The 19,743-nt window shown below is 49.2% G+C and carries 9 protein-coding genes; all 9 read right to left on the bottom strand.

From position 1 onward, the window contains the following. Window positions 1-61 precede the first annotated feature (61 nt). Genes MCG98_RS10835 through MCG98_RS10795 form a run of 9 tightly spaced genes read right to left on the bottom strand, consistent with a single transcriptional unit; the run spans window position 62 to window position 19,742 of the window. Window positions 62-1,378, bottom strand: coding sequence for a hypothetical protein (locus MCG98_RS10835; protein ID WP_240301996.1), 1,317 nt, complete (start codon window positions 1,376-1,378; stop codon window positions 62-64). Then, entirely contained in the window at window positions 1,375-1,824 is a 450-nt protein-coding gene (locus tag MCG98_RS10830) for a hypothetical protein (RefSeq protein ID WP_240301995.1), read from the bottom strand. Before MCG98_RS10830 ends, MCG98_RS10835 begins: the two co-directional genes overlap by 4 nt. A gap of 15 nt (window positions 1,825-1,839) precedes the next feature. Next, complete coding sequence (locus tag MCG98_RS10825) at window positions 1,840-2,499, bottom strand: hypothetical protein (protein WP_240301994.1); 660 nt, start codon at window positions 2,497-2,499, stop codon at window positions 1,840-1,842. Between the two features lie 40 nt (window positions 2,500-2,539). Beyond that, window positions 2,540-13,522: a type II secretion system protein gene (locus MCG98_RS10820; protein ID WP_240301993.1), complete on the bottom strand. Its 10,983-nt coding sequence runs from the start codon at window positions 13,520-13,522 to the stop codon at window positions 2,540-2,542. 16 nt (window positions 13,523-13,538) lie between these two features. After that, window positions 13,539-14,588: a PilT/PilU family type 4a pilus ATPase gene (locus MCG98_RS10815; RefSeq protein WP_240301992.1), complete on the bottom strand. Its 1,050-nt coding sequence runs from the start codon at window positions 14,586-14,588 to the stop codon at window positions 13,539-13,541. A 40-nt stretch (window positions 14,589-14,628) separates the two neighbouring features. Next, on the bottom strand, window positions 14,629-16,311 hold the full coding sequence (locus MCG98_RS10810) for a GspE/PulE family protein (protein WP_240301991.1): 1,683 nt from the start codon (window positions 16,309-16,311) through the stop codon (window positions 14,629-14,631). A 9-nt stretch (window positions 16,312-16,320) separates the two neighbouring features. Further along, on the bottom strand, window positions 16,321-17,052 hold the full coding sequence (locus MCG98_RS10805; RefSeq protein ID WP_240301990.1) for a hypothetical protein: 732 nt from the start codon (window positions 17,050-17,052) through the stop codon (window positions 16,321-16,323). Between the two features lie 4 nt (window positions 17,053-17,056). Then, window positions 17,057-18,529, bottom strand: a complete 1,473-nt coding sequence (locus MCG98_RS10800; RefSeq protein ID WP_240301989.1) for a hypothetical protein — start codon at window positions 18,527-18,529, stop codon at window positions 17,057-17,059. A 16-nt stretch (window positions 18,530-18,545) separates the two neighbouring features. Then, window positions 18,546-19,742 (bottom strand): type II secretion system F family protein, encoded by a 1,197-nt coding sequence (locus MCG98_RS10795; RefSeq protein ID WP_240301988.1) that lies wholly within the window; start codon window positions 19,740-19,742, stop codon window positions 18,546-18,548. Window position 19,743 lies beyond the last annotated feature (1 nt).

Genomic DNA, 19,743 nt, shown 5'->3' with positions numbered 1-19,743 from the left:
TTATACTGCAAAGGAAAAAGATGATATTCAGGTCATCTACCTGTCTATCATCTTTTTCATATCAGCTGCTGCCCGTTATTCTGCTGACATCATCAGCTGTATAGCCGTTGAAGTATCCCCATTGATCTTCGTTTTCTTTATGATCGCTGTATTTCACGGCCATCAGTTTTTTCCGTTCAGTATCGAAATACAAGACCGGCTTTTTATATTTCTTGGCAAAATCACCGCCAAGTGCATCAAGCAGCAGATTTCCATCATCACTGCCACTCATAACAGGACCGCTGATATCTATAACGTTAGTATTATTTCCAACCGCTGCAAGTGATTCTCCCCAGATTTGTAATTCCTGTTTATTCATGACTACTCCATCGTGATAGATAATAATATAAGAATTTTTTCCAAATTCTGATATCCAGGCATAAATTGTTGATGTCTTCGTATCGCCTTCATCAATACCGTCCTTTACTTGAATCGCCTGATAACCACGATTGAAATATTCATGAATCGCCTGCACCAGATCATTTTCATCGTCTGTGTAGTCCGAAAATTTTTCATTCCACGGTTCCGGCGTTGTTGTTATCTCAGGTGATATTTCAGGCGTTGTATCCGGCGTTATTTCTGGACTTTCAGGCAGACTATCATCATAGATCTTATCAAAATCAGAATCTGAAACAAAGTTATAGCATTCCACATACCGGACAGAGTGATAACTTCCGTATTTATCACTGACAAGTGTCAAATCTATCTTAATAATATTCGGAGGATACTGGTTTTGATCTGCCTGTGAGAATATTAGTTTCTCAATTTCGTATCCCATATAAACTGCTTCGTCAAAGATCCAGTCTACCGCCTCATAGCGGGTAATCTTTGTCTCACTGCCATCCGGTGCATTGGTAATGACCGCGTAATAATAGATCAAAAGCTGATTAAATACGCTCCCGTCATCTGGATCCTGATATTTTCCACCATCAGGCACATTTACAGAATCTATGATATTTCCATAAGAAGAGGTTGTCGTGATACTGATATGACTGCCCGTTCTGTCGTAAAGCTCTATCACGGAACCATTTTTATAGATTTTCAGTGTTTTATCTTTATTATCTGCGTCACCTTCTGAAATACTGACCTGCGCGCCTTCAATTTCACCTGATATTTTTTCCAGTAACGTATCCGATACCTGCTGTCCATAGGTCAATCCTTTGATATGGTAATAGACATTAAGTGCATTGGAAATCACCTGACAGGAAACCGCAATAAATAAACCCAGTAATGCAAAGGTCACGACCAGTTCAACCAGGGTTACACCACTTTTACTGTACAGTTTCGCTTTTATTCTTTCCTGTATATTTGATTTGCGTTTCCAGTTTCTCTGTCTCATGAACCTTCTCCTGCAGATTGTTTCTCTTCCGCTATAAATGAATACAATTTCAATCCCGTTCCCTTATCCTTTGATGCAGATGGATCTGCACCATCAGAATCCAGATAAAGCTGCAGGCTTGCAGACTCCAGCAAAAGTCTGGCAGCACTTGCCTGATTATTTTGATGTGTTTTTCCTTTACGAAGGTCCACTTGGAGTTCGAATGTCAGACCATCAATTTTTTTCCGTTCATCCTGTTTTTCTGTCTGATAATACCTTGCGTTAAACGTTTCCGTTTTTTCAATAGTTTCGTGTGACCGTTTCAGCATATTGCCTGATATGACAAGTATTTTTGTAAACAGTACAATCATCAGCATAACTACCATAAAAGCGACAAGAACTTCAACCATGGTAGAACCGGAATTATATCGGTTCCCCTTTGCATACTTTTTTATATTCTTTTTCATCCCGGTCCTCCCTTCTTACTCTACTGAATTAACTGCCCAGCTCCACGCTTTCTCCGGATATTTCAGCTCATTAAGAGACGGGTTTGACGCCGAGTTCGGCCGGACCCCTGTCTCAGCGTCATCGTAATCCTGACTTCCAATAATCAGTTCATACGTAACGGTAATAACGCTTTTCTGTCCGCCCTTCTCACAGCTTACCTGGACAACCAGCGGTACTCCATTCTCTTCCTGTCCGGTCTCACTTTCCCAGTACATCATAATTGAAATGTCATCCATCAGTTTCGCCGCCTCTGTCCCGGTGGCCGATGGGATGATCTGGAAATATCGGTGGGCATATTCAGCGGTATGCTTTCTTTCATCATTAAAGTACGGCCAGTTACTCTGCCCTACGTTATAACGAAGATAAAACCATAATGGATAACTGCCAGACTCAAGTGCCTCTTTCTGCTCTGTATAACTCTCAAAAGGCGGGATCGTAATCTCACTCTCCAACGCCCTGCTCAGGCTCTGCGCCAGTTCTTTACACTGCGCCATATTCTGCTGCCTGGAAGCAGTGGCATACAGATTGAAGGATACGAGCAGCAGTGCAAGACTGAGCATCATCACAACAGTCATAATAATAATCGCAATTAAAAGTGCTGAACCATCTTTTTTTCCCTGAGTTTTTCTCTTCACTGCCCGCATCCTCCTTTCCGTACTAATCAGTGAGTGCATCTTATTCTGCAATGACAGGTTCGATTACATCCGTTTCTGTTGCCGGATCAGTTTCAGCCGATTTGTCATCCGCTTCGGCCTCCTCCGCCTGCACCTGCTTCTCGGCTGCAGGCGGAATGATAAAGTCCAGCCAATCCGTCCACTCACTGAGATTCCCCCCGGCACCATCGACAGATGCAATGCGGACCCTCAGTTTCATGCCTGCAAACTGTGCATATTCTTCCGGCAGCAGCAGTCGGGTGGTAATGTCACTCGTCCCCTCACCGTATGCGCTCAGATATCTCTTTCTGTACAGATTTTCTTCACCATCTTCCACTGCAAGCTGATAGACGAGCCAGCTTCTGGTTCGCGATGTGATCTCATATGCCGTATCCGGCAGTGCTGATGCTGTCATTTCAGCTGACAGCGAAGGTGCCTCACCATACGACTGCAGCTCTGTCACATCGGTAAACATCGCATTCTCCGTCGTCCTGCCGCGATACCAGTTTGAGATCGCCGAAGACTCTCTGTACTCCAGATTCTCTTCACAGAGATACGCCTGCACCGAAGTCTGACCAGTGAACAGAAAATCTTCGTCCGAATATGCATCATTTCCGGCATTAACCACCTCTGCATCCGGCAGCACCAGTTCAAATCCTGATTCTTTCATCATGATATAGGATGCTGTCTTCACAGCCGGTGCCGTATCCTCCGGGGATTCCTGTGCCTTCCCCGTATAGGGAATGACCACATACGGTTCATCCTGCGTAATCGTACCAAGATATGCCGCCGTCGGGTCTGCACTGCAGACGGGATTGTCTTTGTGCAGATATTCATCCGCATCGAATTCCGGTTCCGTTGACTGATAGAACACATGATATTCCTGTTCTCCGTATTTTTCGAGCCAGAGCCAATTCGTATCATAGATACTGTACAGCTTATCCGGGTCCAGTTTATCCCCGTCCTTTGCAGACTGTATCATCTGAATACGGTAACCATCGGCATAATCCTGCCTGTTAAATGTCAAACTGGTCTGTGTGACGGGGAGATCATCCGTCTCCCCTTCCGCCTGAGATGGATCTTTCTTCCATTCTCCGTCCAGGTAAAACAATGTTGTCTGGCTCTCCATCAGTTCAGGCAAGGTGATCCGTACTCTTGGTATCCGCAGCCACTGATAATTTACTGTAGCTTCCGTCACGTCATCTTCATCCGACCACAGAGAACTGACATTGCTGTCGGAGATGCTCCTCATTGCAATCTTCAGCCATTTCCCCGCATACTCTGCAGATATATTTTTCAACACGTAATTGGAGCTGTCAAAATTTCCGTTCATAGACGTCTCAGAGCTCTTGGACACCAGGGTCACAAGTGCACCGCTGTTCCAGTAACCTTCCTCATCTGCTCCTCCATCGCCGGCTTTCACCATCTGTGTATCCTGTTCATCTCCTTTTTCTCCGTAGACTGCTGCGGCAAATTCATATTTCCCCTGCAGTACCTGGCTTACATCAGTTGCATTCAGGATCAGGCTGATTCCGTTGCTGTTCAGTTCTTCCTGTGTGACGAAAGAGTTTTCTCCCTCCGGAAGATCTGGATCATTCTGTGTATAATAGCTCGGACTGCTCGTGAGTTCCGTGATATCCGGCACATCCAGACGGCTTGGCAATGTCATTTCCCGAACTACGCCTCTGATACCGCTGCGGTACTTCCGGGCATCCTCCGCTGCGATCGCTTTGACTGAGATATCGACTACTTCACCTCGCTCGTAATCGTTCAGATCAATCGTCCGTGTCACTCTGTCCCCCGCTTCTGCTGGAGCGGCAAATATCCATACGCCTGTCAGCTCTTTTGTGATCTCATAACGGGAGTTTTCCTCGTCCTCCTTCCAGCTGAGAACCATTGTTTTTGTGACATTTCCTGTTCCGTCCGCCTCCTTCCACGTATAGCGGATGCTGTTGTCCCCCTGCATTTCCTGCTCAGAAGCTTTTCCTGCATACAATGCTTTTGCGTCATCCAGTGCCTTCAAAAACGCTTCTTTTTCCGCATACCTGAAGGCAGCTGCCGTATCGCCCGCAGAACGCTCTGCCGTAATTTCATAACCGGCAAGTTCACTGAGTTCTTCCTGCGGTACACTGTCCCAGGTCACATCATAGATGAGTGTATTTTTTTCTACCTTACCGTCTTCCCTGCGGTGCAGAGAAGCCACCGGTTTCGAAATCTGTGTCATACGCAGTTTCAGGTTATACTCTTCTGTATTCACTGATGGAAATACGGTCGTCATGCCCTTTGCGTTCTCTTCACCGCGCCGGCTGATACTGACTGTCACGTTCTGATAATTCCAGGACGTCGTGTCATATGTCAGGCTGTTTTCTTCGTCCTTCTTCGTCGTATGCGATCCAGCTTCAATCTGTACAGCCGTACCATCCGGGGTATATCCGGTGATGACATAGTCATACACGGCACCCTCTTTATATTGAATCCTGTTGTCCTCACCCGCATATCCCTGATGATCCAGATCCCAGGTGATCACCATGGTGTCTTCATTCGGGTCTCCGTCCGTACCGTCTCTGCCGGCGTCATTCACACGGATCACCGGCTTCTCCGCCATCGTTTGCTCTTCTGTCAGACGATAGTAGAAGACCTGGGTCGCCTTGCTCTGACTGCCCGCCACAGAATAATCGTTACCTTTATAGACATTGTATTCCAGCAGCGCATTGTAGTATATCGTGTATGTCCCGTCTGCCGCCAGTTCAATCACGTATCCCCCGGCAAGCGTCTTCTCTCCCGCCGCATTTTCGCTGATCAGTTTCGTGTCTGTTACATCCGTTGTAACTCCGTGATCCTCTGTCACATACAACTCCTTAAGTTTTGTCTTTTCAACACCGAGCAAACCTTCCCCTTTTATCGCAGACAAATCCACGGCGTGTCCCGTGTAGACGACGTTGTTGGACATCAGTGCAGGATAGCTGCGCACCATCAGGTTGTCATAGCAGGATTCCTCCAGGATTTCTTTCGGAAGTGAACTCAGTGAAGTCGCCACTGTCTTATCCGTAGTGTCTGAAGTTCTCAGCTGTGATGTTGATAACACCACCGGAACACCCAGTTCCTCATCATCCGCCACCATCTCTGAGCGCATATAGACAATGAAGCCTGTATAGCCAATTTTCAGCTGATAACTCAGGGTATCCGGTGTGATACCCCTGAATCCAATCGTATCTGTATCCGGTTTCATCGATAACGATGCTATGTTTGTATCATCAGCAGTATACGTTGCTGAAACAGGCGCCTGCGATTCTCTCATAACTTTAGCGGAACCGGTGAAGGCCAGGTCTGTCGACGTCGCCTGTGCCGTGAACATTGTATTCGCATTGCTTCCGCCGTAACAGGTTGCGGACTTTGCAGCCTGTGCCGTAAAATTATAATTTGTACTTCCGCCGCAATTAACATTGATCTCGATATTTTTCAGATCATCTTCCGCCTTTCCCTGCTTTTCAAGAAATTTCAGATATTCGTCCCTGTTGTCCAGGAAGATCTGATACGTCAGCGTCTCCTCAGCCCGGACAAGTTCCAGATGATACTGCGGTGACGGCAGGATCGGTGAAATCTTCACAGTCTTTTTCCCAGGAACTGCAGACCAGACCTCAACAATGGTTCCATTTCCATCAAGAGTCTTTGCTCCCGCCCATACGCTGAATCTGATCTCTGACACAGCTGTTCCGTTGATATCGGAAACCGGAAGTAATGTATCACAGTCATATACGGTGTCCGTCCTTGTATCCAGTACCCTGCCGAGGGCATCACGATACTCCGCCTCATACCGGTAAAACGAAGCGTTCTTCACCTCTTTCCATACAGCTTTATAAGCTGCATTTCCGCTGTCCTCAATGCTCGTGACTTCAGGAGTACTCAAAGTCAGCTGACCGCTGGAGGCCTCAACATTAAAGTAATCGTTATCCTCCTCAAACACATGATACCGGATGTTATTTGCTCCGCTTCCCATCGCTGACAGTGAAGTGTCGCTGGTTACTTTGTTACTGTTTCTGAATTCCCTGAGCGGATTCAGCGAAAATCCCGGAATCCCCACGGTAATCTGATCTGCACCTTCACCGGCGGTCAGCTGATAACGGCCTGAGCTTAATTTTGTTACATTAAGGCCAGTCCCGCTGTCATAGTTACTCTCATTACTTGTATAAATGGCATACGTTTCAAATGGAAGCCCGGACAGCAACCAGTAGCTGTCACTATTTCCACGGTTTGCTTTCAGTTCCCCGCTGTCTTTATATGCACCGTACGTCAGACCGTCCTCCGATCTGACAGCATAGCCGTTTTCTCCTGAATAGTCAAAACCAAATACCCTGCCATTAAAATTAGCCGTGATCAGACAGATGTTTGCTGCTTTCCCCTGATTGTTGTAAGCTTTCGTCACCTCGATTTTAACTCTTCTGACCCTATCCGTTACTCCGGATACCACTTCTTTTCCGACACCGGCAACAGTGGACTCTCTCAGCGGTTTTTCTTCCGTGAATCTATTCCAGGTTTCACCGCCGGTCAATTCACTGGTATAGACTTCATATTCCATCATACGCTCGTCCTGGTCACGGTTCCAGTACAGATCAATGCTGCGCAGGTCAATTGCCGCGCTGAATGTAAATTCATACGTAAATGTTGCAGTATTATTCGAATTCCTGTAATATGCACGTCCGCTGCTTCCATTCAACTCCGGTTTCTGATAAAGAATCCGTATCGCACCCGCCGGTGTATCGATTCCCGGAGTGTCCAGTCTGGTGACATAAAAGGCATTCGGTGCGTCTCCCGTCACCTGACCGTTGGCATCGTAAAATGTCTGATTCAGGTACGTTCCTGACTCTGTCAGGTAATAATTAGCACTCAGTTTCCCATTTAGGGAAACGGGATATTTTGTTTCTCCAATGCCGAAGCATTGTGTCACCCTCAGATTCGAAAAATCCGAATATTTGGAGGCAATAATCCCTCCGATGCCGGTTCCGTTTATCGCATAACCGTAATTGTTGCACGCAGTAATATAGGAACCGGGTCTCACGCCTGAGAGTTCACCCACGATACCGCCGTTGGAATCTCCCGCCTGAATCAATCCGGTGTTGGCACAGTTGCGAAGCTGTACAAATGCTGCCGAATTCACACGTCCGGCAATCCCGCCCGCATAGTTTCCCCGGATTGTACCGTGGTTCTCACACCGCACGATCTGTGCCGCTGTTGTCCTTACCTGATAGAACATGCCGACCATGCCTCCGGCTCCCTCGTCACTGGCAATCTGTATCTCCCCGTAATTGACGCAGTCAGAGATCGTGCCTCCGTAGTATTTCCATACACCGATCATACCGCCCGCACGGTTCAGTGCACGGATTTTACCATAATTGATACAGTCTTTGATTCTCCATGTCGTACTGTCCGCACATTCCATACGGCCAACCATTCCCCCGACCGCATTTGATTTCGCAGCGGACTTTTCCACCGTCGCACGGTTGATGCACGCTACCATATCCTCTCTGGAGGCGCTGTAGCCTACGATACCCCCGCACCCGTTGTCCTGAGCGCTCTGAGGTGCATAGACTGCCCACGTGCTCCCGGTCGCGGCTCTGTGTACACTTCCCGTTTTTCGGTTGTATCCCACAATTCCGCCTGCATGTCCCCGGTAATTCTCCACGACAACGTGCATTCGGTCGACAGGTGCATCGCCGTACACATTGCCGGAACCATCATAACAGATATCCGCTATCCTGCCGCTGTTGAGACCAGCCACACCACCCGTATGGCCATAGGCAGTGGTGCTGCTACCGGTCCCCACATACACGCTGCCTTTTGCGTTCCTGACATCTGTTTCCTTCGCATCCTTGTCAAAATTGACACCGTATTTCTTTTCCGTTCCAAACGTCACGTCTGATATCTCAGCTCCCAGTCCATTCACTCCGGTTACACCGCCGATATTTGCAACATTATTCGGATCACCCATTCCCGTGATCTTTGCCACATTCACTTTACAGTGTTCGATGATTCCTCCACTTTCTTTGCCCGAATCACCATTTACTCCGGCGATCCCGCCGTAACCATAGACCACAGAGCCATTTGTCTCAAAGTCCGTGTTCGGATTGTATTCCGGCGCATTCTGCGGGTTATTCGCGGTGCCCTGTACGTCACCGTTAAACTCACAGTAACGGATCGTTCCCGTGTTGCTTCCCGCAATGCCGCCCAGATTTCCATAGTACGCCATATCTGTCTGCACGAATCCGAGCTGCGCATAGACTGTGCTGTACGCATTCTTTGTCCCTTCGATTGTGCCGCTGTTGCTGCCCGCGATTCCGCCGGCCAAAACATCGGATGCATTGGAATACAATACAAGCGCAGTTTTTTCGGTTCCTGCACTGCATCTGCTGACTGCCCCGGTATTTCTCCCCGTAATTCCACCGAGAGAACTGCCCTTGCTGGAGGCAAGGTTGGTGATCGTCAGATTTTCGGCTGTACATTCCAGAATCTTGCCTTTATCATTGCTGCCGCAGATTCCACCTGCATACTGTTTACCGATAAATGTCAGTCTGTCCGGTCCGTTAAACAATTCTCTTATCCAGCGGACGATCGCATTCCACCAACTGTCCAGGCTGCTTTTCGGCGTGACATCACACGATTCAATGGTACCGCTGTTTACACCCGTCACACCGCCGCAGATTCCGTTTGGCGCTGAAATGTTTCCGTTATTAGCGCAGTTTAACACACTGCCCGGGTTATTGCCGATAATACCCCCGGCATTTCCTCTTTTCGTCGCCGTTACAGTGCCCTGATTGATACATCCTTCAATCTGTCCTTCCCTGCTTTCTGCTTTGCCAACGATGCCCCCGGCGTCTCCCGCCGATGCTGTCACGGAAGCCTCATTATAGAAATCAGTGAGGCTGTCTGCCAACTGATATCCTGCAACCCCGCCGACACGCTGCTCCCCGGTAATGCTTCCCGCGATTTTTGCCGATGTGGCACTGTCAGAAACACTCATGCTTCCATCATTGACGCCGGTGATTCCTCCGACATTATTTCCCGCAGAACTGACGGATACTTCGATATCCCGCTCCAGAGAGATGGTACCGTTTTCGTAGTTGTAGCCGGTGATCCCTCCGACATTTCCTTCAGTACCATAAGCTGTCACATTTGCCGCATTCGCTGACGGATTAACAATGGAACCAAAGTTTTCCGCCGTAAATCCGCCGATGTAATTCCGACCGGTCACTGTCCGGTCCACAAACGAACAGTTCGTAATTTCACCGTCTGCTTTATTTACCCCGGCGATTCCGCCGACGTAATCTGCAGTTCCTCTTCCGATGCTTGAAACAGAACAGTTGATAATTGTTCCCTCGTTGACCTCACAAAGCCCCCCTACATATGTTCCCGCGGACGTCACATCACCGACATCGCGATTCCTGCAGTTATCGATCGTTACATTTATACCTGCTCGTCCAATAATACCGCCGGCATAGGAATAAGTAAACGCATCTCCTGTATAAGTTGTTCTGCCGGATTGTTCTTCATCATTCTCTATTGAAGATTCTGCCGTAACCGGGGTCATATTGGTGACATCTTTGATGTAGAGGCCGGTATCTTCATCGTTGTATCCGACAACACCGCCCACACAGATCTGTGCCGTAATGCCTCCGAATTTGCTCTGTGCGGCATTTTCCTCATCCAGTCCCTGAATCCATAAAATATATTTGCTTTGCCCCATCTCTGCTGTCTGAACAGCCAGAACTTTTGGCGCGTCTGCCACTGACTCCGTCCCTGCAAGTGTTTTTGCCAGGGAGTCTGCCAGGTTCTGTATTTCAACTTTATCTGCTTCTTCTGTCAGCAGCAGATTGTATCCGATAAAACCGCCTGCAAATGCATCTGCCTTCAGGACACCAAGGAAATTGTCGGTGCGGAAAGCCGCCTCGATATCATATCCTTTTTCCGCAACTATATTTCCGCCGATCGTACCCCCGATGCAGTAGGAACCTGTCACCTGATTCGGATTGGAGTTCAGAAAACGTCCTTCATTATCTTCATTCATCAGCAGGGAGACAGATGCGTTAAGCCCGGCGTAACCCCCGACAAAGCTTCCGCTTCCATTGATGTACCCGCCGGCGACTTCGTAATCTTCGACTACCGCGTCCTCATCGTTATATCCGACGATTCCACCCACATAGTTATTTCCGGAAATGTAACAGACCGTCTGAATCTTCCCGTTGCTTCCGGACGGATTCTCTCCATCCGCATCGCGTTTCGTATTACCGATAATCCCATTATTATATCCCGCGATCCCTCCGGCATAATCACCGCTCAGGGATGCCGCTTCCGTCAGATTCTCCGCGGTCTCTGTGCTGTCCACATCACTGTTGCAGTTGTAGATCCAGCCGGCGTTGTAGCCGGCAACTCCTCCGGCGTAACTGCTTCTCGCCACTACCACGCCTTTGTTAATCCAGTTTTCAATCTTATTGCTCAACTCACGCCTGGGATCGGGAACCACGATTCCGTCTTTATCCTTCTCTTCCTGTACCGCTGCATTGCACCCGGTGACGCCGCCGACATACGTATCGCCGATGACATTGACTTCGTTGATCCCGCTGGTGCCGGAGGACGTACTGCCGTCGATACCGCTCGCCGAACCCTCACTGTAGCCCACGATCCCGCCCACATAGCGAAGCCCGAAGACATAGCCTTCCCTGCCGTCCTCTTTTTCCGTACTGCAGTACTGTACGGAAGCGTTATCATTGTATCCGATGATTCCGCCGACGTAGACTCCCGTCAGTTTTTCATCCAGTTTTTCCTCGTCTTCCAGAATATCTTCCATCGAATCACTCAGGTAATGCGGCGAACTGATACATTTTCTGATCCGCAGTGTTTCATCTGTATCCGTACTGTTTTTACAGTAGCCGACGATTCCGCCGATATAAGATGCGTCCTGAGAAGTACCGCTTTTTTTATCTCCCTCAACCGCTCCATAATTGCGGCACTCTTCCACAAGCACCGTTTTTTCGGCATTCTCCGATTTGAGCATGCCGACGATTCCGCCGATATACGTGTGCCCTTTCACCTGTGCACGGTTCACAAGACCTTTATAATGAATCTGCTGTTCCTCTCCATCATATGCCTGTCCGCCTGTGATGCCCCCTACATGGCTGTCACCCGTGACCGTACTCGGATTATTTTTTGCATCTGAATTCCCCGTGGTGAGGCTTTCCAGTGTGCCCGCATTTACGCCGCAGAACGCCCCGACATTCTCACCGCCGCTCACCGTTATCTTATCCAGCGCAAAGTCTTTCAGGGTCCCGTAATTCGTCACAAATAAGCCCACAGGACCTTCTGCCGACTCCTCTTCACCATATATAAGCGCCTTCTGGTTTGCTTTCTGTGTCATTTGCAGTCCGCTGATCGTATACGTCCTGCGCTCATTCCCCTCAAAAACTGCATTCACCCGCAGTTGACGGATGGACGGAAATTCTGTCTGTTTTTCCGTCACTTCGTTGGAATCGTCTTTTGCACTGTCGGTCGCAAAAAGACATCCCTTCTCTATCAAGGACTGCCAGTCCATATTCTGAGTCAGCTGGTACGTCACGTGATCTGCCGTCTTCAGCCCTTCATACCCTGTTTTCTCCCTCTGCTCCTCCGTATAATCCTCCAGAAAACGGATATTTGACAGATGGCGGGCATTTAAGACCGTATAAACCGCAGATGCCTTATCTCCCGCTCCCGAATATCTGGCAGTTCCAAAATATGTATGCTCACTGTTGCTCTGTTTCTTTGCCGTTGTCTTATAATAAGTACCTCTTCCCTGAACCGTACAGTAAATATTATCCGTCTTTATGCCAAATCTGTGAAAGCTGTAAGTGCTGATAAATTTAGGCTTGAGCGTGTCCGGTCCGGTACTCTCTTCCGTTTTCACGATTTTCGGATAATCTTCATAGTACTGTGCACTGGTGGCGGTCAGGTCAACCGCATCCAGTACGATCCGTACCGTCTGTTCTTTTCCTTCCACCCATGCAAGTACAGGGAATTCTCCCAGTTTCTGAGATGTGGGATTCTTTCCGTCCGCATCGTAATTCAGCCGTGTCACGCTGCAGGGTATTTTATCACGAAATAATTTATTCTTCAGTTTACTTCCGTCAAGTGTGATGACCAGCAATTCCCTCTTTGAGCTCTTATCATGGATCTTGATCTCATACGTCAGTTCCTGAGTTGCCGTCTGCACTTTCGTCAATCGGAAGGAGAGGTTCAGAGTTTCCTCGTTGTTTAGATTTACTTCGCTGATGGATGGCTTCTGGGCTTTAGGACTCGTGGCCTTTGACAGGGTATCCACCCCGTAATACCCCACCATGCGGGCTTTTCTGTATTTACTCTCCCTGTTTGATATGGAAACAGTTCCCTTTCGTTCTTCTGTTTCGTCATAGGTAAAACCAGTTGCCCTGTCACTGTAGAGAACCGCAAATATCTGACCGTCTGCCGGTGTAAATTCTACGCAGACTGTGGCATTGAGAATTGCCGGATCGTAGAGATAAGGAATCAGCATATCGTACAGTGCTTTGATCTCCTCCGTCGCCTTCCCCTCCTGATATGCCTCGTAATCCTCTGCCGTCCCGGTCAGCGAATAGATATCTCCCTGATATATCGTTGATTTCCCGGCACTTTCCGGCCACACCTCGGCAAGAACATATTTTTCTCCATCTGCATCAAAATATTGAGTCACATCCATGGGATCCAGCTTAGACACAGCATCCTGCAGTGCCGGCAGCTGTCCGCTCTCACTGTACTCCGTCAGCTGATTCTGAGCAGCAGAAAACAGGGTCTGGGCGTACTCATTCTGTTGCTTAAAATTCGTCCACTCGATCCACTTCACCACTCCGACAGCCATAAATCCTGTGAAAATCAACAGAATCACAACCACGACGATCGCTTCGACCATCGTAAAGCCGCCATTATGTTTTTTGTTTTCCCTGTTCCCGCAATCGCTCATTTTCATTCATTTCTCACTTCACTTAAAAATATTGTTCGAGATCTCTTTTATCATTTGTATACCGGAAAGCCGTCTCTTTTGTAATCTTACCCTCAGACACCATGCGGACCAGATCCATATTCAGTGTATGCATGCCTGCGGCCGCATTGGACTGCATGACACTTGCCAGCTGATGGCTCTTATTCTCACGTATCATATTCCCCACTGCATCTGTCCCCAGCAGGATCTCTGTTCCGGCAAATCTTCCGCCGCCGTTCCTCGACGGCATCAGGCACTGGGTAATCACACCTTTCAGCACGCCTGCCAGCTGCGTACGCACCTGATTCTGGCTCCCGGACGGACAGGCATCGATCACTCGGTCGATCGTCTGCGCTGCACCGGTGGTATGAAGCGTAGACAGTACCAGATGTCCTGTCTCAGCTGCTGTCAGTGCGGCCGTGATCGTCTCGTAGTCACGCATCTCACCTACCATGATGATATCCGGGTCCTCCCGCAGTGCACTCCGCAGCGCCGATGCGAAATCTCCGACATCCCTTCCGGTTTCTCTCTGATGGATCAGCGCCATCTTCCCATCATAGTGATACTCCACCGGGTCCTCGATCGTCAGGATATGCACCGCACGCGTCTGATTCACATGTTCGATCATGGAAGCAAGCGTCGTTGACTTTCCGCTCCCCGTAGGTCCGGTCACAAGGATCAGCCCTCTCGGTTCTTCCGCCAGTTCATACAGTTTCTGCGACAGATGCAGCTTAGCAAGCGTCGGGATGCTGCTGTTCAGCAACCGGATCGTAGCAGCGAGCTTTCCCTGCTGCCGGAAAACATTGACCCTCTGGCGGTTTCCGTCCGACGTCTGCAGTGAGAAATCCAGATCACATCCGTTCTCCAGCACTTTTAACTGCCGGTCATTCAGCAGTCCGCGGATCATCGCGTCCGCGGCCTCTTCATCCGGCTGAGCCAGAGCCGGAACAAGATCTCCGTGTACCCGAAATACCAGCGGCAACCCCGCCGATATATGAACATCGGATGCCTCCTCCTGCCTGGCCATTAAAACAATCTGATCGATACTATACATAACACTGCCTGCCTCCTGTTTCTATAGATTTTCCTGCCCGTCAGGCATAATATGCTACCTTACGCAGTTCCTCAATTGTCGTTATCCCCTGCTTCACCAGACTGATGCCGCAGTCTTTGAGTGTCTTCATATTCTGCTCATGTACCGCATACTCCTGAATCGCTTCCACAGAAGCGCCGTTCATGATCATATTCCGCACCTCCCGGTCGATCACCAGTATCTCGTGTATCGCCGTTCTTCCCCGATATCCCGTATAATTGCACAGCGGACATCCGTTCACCTTCTTGATACATTCTGCATGCCCGCCCAGCATCATCGCCTCCTGTTCAGTAGGAGGCACATCCTCAGCACAGTCCGGACAGACCTTACGCATCAGCCTCTGCGCAACGATCCCGGTCAGCGAGCTTGACACCATATATGGCATCAGTCCCATATCTTTCAGGCGGACAATTGAGGATGCAGCATCATTCGTATGAAGTGTTGAAAATACAAGGTGGCCTGTGATCGCTGCACGAACGGAAATCGATGCCGTCTCCACATCACGCGTCTCACCGACCATGATGATATCAGGGTCCTGCCTCAGCAGCGCGCGAAGCCCCGCTTCAAACGTCAGACCAGCCTGATTGTTTACCTGCATCTGGTTAACCTTGGGCAGGTTTTTCTCCACCGGGTCCTCGATCGTTGAGATGTTTACCGCTCTTTTGGACAGCTCTTCCAGAATCATATAGAGCGTCGTTGTCTTACCGGAACCGGTCGGACCGGTAAAATAGATAATGCCGTTTGGAGACTGCAGCATTTTTTGTAATTTTAAATAGTCCGGTTCTTCCATGCCAAAAGTAGACGGACAGTCGATATGTGCATTGCTGCTTAAAAGACGCAGCACCGCCTTTTCTCCAAATACCGTAGGGATCACAGACACACGGATATTGATAAACTCACCTTCCACGCGCAGACGGAAATGACCGTCCTGCGGGACTCTGCGCTCTGCAATGTCCATCTCGCCCAGAATCTTGATACGGGCGATCAGTGATGCGTGAAGACTCTTCTGAAGCGTCACGTATTCCACAATGACGCCGTCGATGCGCATACGCACCAGAGTCTTCTGTTCGAACGGTTCAATATGGATATCGGATGCATTGGTGCTGTGCGCCCGGTTGATCAGACGGCTCAGAAGATTGATGACAGGCGTGTCGCTGTCCCCCTCCTCCTCGAACTCCAGCTCCTCCATGTCCTGGTCTTCAAAGCTCTTATTGGCAACCTGTGCAGCCTGCCTTGCTTCCACTTCTGTATAATAATACTGAATCGCCTTTAACAGACTGTCTCTCATACTGAGGCGGATGTCAAGCTGCATACCGGTCAGCTGATGAATATCTTCAATTCCGTAAAAATTCATGGGGTCATTCAGTACGACCGTCAGCACGCCATCTTTTCTCTGGACTGCCAGCATCTCATACTTTTCCGCCAGCGGACGCGGGATCATTTCCACGGCTTCCACTTCGACATCGATATTTGAGATTTCCACGCGGCGCATGGCAAGACGGGCGGCAAGCGCCTCCAGTACGTGCTCTTCCTTTACATAACCCAGTTCGATCAGGGCGCCGCCGAGCCGAAGGGCCCTGTGCTCTTTTTGATAAGCAAGTGCCTCGTCTATCTGCTCATCCGTCACATAACCGTATTCTTTTAAAACGTCGCCTATCCTTAAGTTTCTGATATTATTTTCCATAACTGCCTCTTACTGTTTTGCAGGGGTCTGTTCTTCCTCTGTATCCTCAGTATCTTCCTGTCTTTCTTGGCCGGTATCCTGCTCCATCAGATCCTGCATGTACTGTAATGTGTCCTCATACATATACAGTTCCATGGAGATCGCAAGGGTATAACCGCCGGTATCCCCTCTCGTATTCTTCTGCCACTGAAAATTTGAGATGCGCAGGCGCGGTTCCTGAATGGCACATGCATCCAGCATGGCCTGCAGGTTCACCCGTTCCCCCGTCATGATCATCGTTACAGAAGCCGTGCATACTCCATTGTAAGCCAAAAGCCCCTGCGAATTATTATCCTCGGTGCCGGATGCCTGCTGATTCAGCATCGCCGTATAATCCATCAATTCTGTATACTGACCCTCTATCGGAAGAGAGATATTCAGATCCTGTACCTGAAGTCCTCTGCCAAGTGCCAGGTCTGTGAGCATCTTATCAATCTCCATACTGGGCATAGCCTCATAAAATTCCTGCTGGAGCTGTGAAAGGCTTTCCTTCAACTTTTTCTCTTTCTCCCTCATGGATGTCAGCATCGCCACCTTCATTTCTTTTTCCTGCCGCTCCAGCCTGGCATCTGCAAGTTCACTTTTGAGATCCTGGCTTTTCTGAATCAGAGGCAGCAGCACGCCTGCACCGATCCCGACAACCACTGTGAACACGGCAAGAAAGATCAGCAGTTTTTTGTCCCGTTCTGTCAGCTTCTGCATTGTGTTATCCCTCCTGTCTGTCCGCCATGGTACAATTCACCTTTACCTGCCACTGCCCCCCGGCATCCTGCGCATATCCCGTATAATCCACAGACGCAAAGATATCCTGTTCACTCAGCAGCCGGATAAACTGATTGATCTGTTCCACATTTCCAGCTGACGTATCAAAACTTATGATTCCTGTCTTCGAGTCATAACTGCTGATCTCCGCCGATACCAGTCCGCCCGCACAGCCGGCGATTGTCTCCTCCACAGCACTGTTGACCATCGGATAAGCCAGAACACTCTGCCGAAGTCCGGTCAGGCTCTGACTCAACCCTGCAACTGCAGAGATTTCCCAGCTCAGCGCCTCATATTCACTGCATGCCGCAAGTACGTCCGGGCTGTTATTGTACTCCTGTACATCCTTCAGTTCCATTGAAAGCAGCAGTGTATAGACGCCGAACGCAGCAGTAATCACAAAGAGAATCGCGCCTGCGGCCACTGCCGGTATCAGACGCCGGTTCCGCCTGCGTCTTTCTTCCGTCTTCTTTGCATTCACTTTCATCTGGCTCATGATGTTTGTTCTGGCGTCAGTCTCAATCAGACCGCCCACAGCCAGCGAAAAGTAAGAAAATGTCTGATACCTGCCCGTCCCGGGAGTGATCGCCACATTAGTTCCCCCGCTCAGCTCTTCCACTTCCAGCGTATGATCAACCTGGCTGATATTCTGGATATAGAATTCCTGTTCTTCTTTCGAAATCCCGGCTATATACACAGTTGTGATCTTCTGCGGAATCTTCTGTGCTTTTGCAAACTGCAGGATATTTCCCACCGCCCGGGCTGCCTCCTCGCAGAACCCAGGCGTTCCGGGATCAGAGAAAAGACGGTTATGGCTGGAATACTCATACCGTCCTTCAATGAGCAGCACATTGACCAGGGTCATGTCATCCACAAACTGTACAATGGCGTTTGCATCATTCACCTGTGACAGGATTTCCAGCAGACGGATCATTGCCCCCGATGCACACTCAACACTGTCGATCGTGATACCAAGTCTGCCAAAAAGCTCCTGATAGCCGCTGATATACTCACGGCTTACCACGGTTGCAAATACCGTGTGTGCCTTTGCCTTATGCTCCCGCTGACGAGGCAGCGGAAAATAACCGTAAACCGGATTTGAGATCCTGCCTACGTCTGTAAATTCACGGCTTAAAAACTGCATGGTCTGTGCGGGCTTCTGCAGCGGAACATCCACAACACGGCTCGTAAACTGTGTGCTGTCAATGACCAGGTTAATACCCTTTCCGGGAAGCCCGTTGCTCTCCCACAGGTCTTTTATGATCCCCAGAAAGCCTTCCTCATCCATGACACTCCCATTCAGAATACATCCCTGCGTATCCACAGCGTAATAAAGCCCGGATGCACGCACCTTTCCGCCTGTCTTTTCTCCGACTACAACGCGGATATACCGATTTGATAAATATACAACTAACATGTCAGTTTCCTCCTTATCACATGCCCGAAACCGCATCGTAGGAACCGTACAGCGCGCTGAATACCGCCACCATCACGAAGGCAACAATGATTCCAAGGACGATCAGCATCACCGGCTCCACATAGGAGACCATCTTGGTAATTGCCATATCTGCATCGTATTCCATGGATTCCGCGGTGGACATCAGCATCGTATCCAGCTTGCCGGTCTCCTCCCCGACTCGAATGGAATCTGCCAGCTTGCGCACGAAACCGTCCACCATATCAAGTCCGTCACTTAAATTGTTTCCTGCACGAACCAGCGGAATCACATCATCGAACTGTGCATCTATGTAATCATTTCCTATCGTCTTTCGGGCAATCTGCAGCGACGGCACGATCGGAATTCCAGCCGTATACAAAAAGCTCAGCGTTCTCGCAAAGCGTGATGTGCAGATAACCTTCTGCAGCTTTCCGATCAGAGGCATATGAATCAGCATCCTATGCCATCTTCTGCGCATCCTGTCGCTCCGCAGCAGCGCTTTGAATCCGATCCACAGGCCGAGCAGCAGTACAATCACCAGCAGCCAGAATTTCTGCATGAAATCACTGATCGCCATCAGGATCATCGTCGCTGCAGGAAGCTGTTCCATCTGGTCAAACAGCTCCTGAAACTGCGGAAGTACAAATTTTGTCAGGATTAAAATAACCCCGATGATCAAAAACACCAGAATTCTGGGATATACGAGGGAACTGGAGATCTTTGTGTTCAGCCGGTGGTCTTTCTCATAATTGACCGCCATCTGCATTGCAACCTGATCCAGGTTGCCGCTGCTCTCCGCCGAACGGAACATATAGACCATCAGCGGAGGAAACGCACCATTCTGTGATTCCATCGCATCAGACAACGCAATGCCCTGCCGCAGCTGGCGCAGCATGTCTTCGTATATTGTCTTTTCCCTTGGCCTGACAGCCTCGCCGTTAGCTATAATATTCAAGGCCCGGACCAGCGTCACACCGGATGCCGTCAATGTTCCCAGCTGTCTGGAAAAATCCGCCAGTACCTTCGGTTTAAACGGCTGCATCCTTTTTCCGGACTCTACAGGTTTTGCGGAAAGTAAAAAGGCATCTTCCTCCCGCAGGCGCAGCTGAAGATCTGCTTCATCCGCCGCATTCATGATGCCCTTTTTCATCTTTCCGTCTATCGTCTGTGCCTGATAGCGATATTGTGCCATG

It is taken from the genome of Ruminococcus sp. OA3, from assembly GCF_022440845.1.
GTDB lineage: Bacteria > Bacillota > Clostridia > Lachnospirales > Lachnospiraceae > Ruminococcus_G.
The sequence above is the reverse complement of the archived record's forward strand: the minus strand, read 5'-3'. Positions and strand labels throughout refer to the sequence as shown.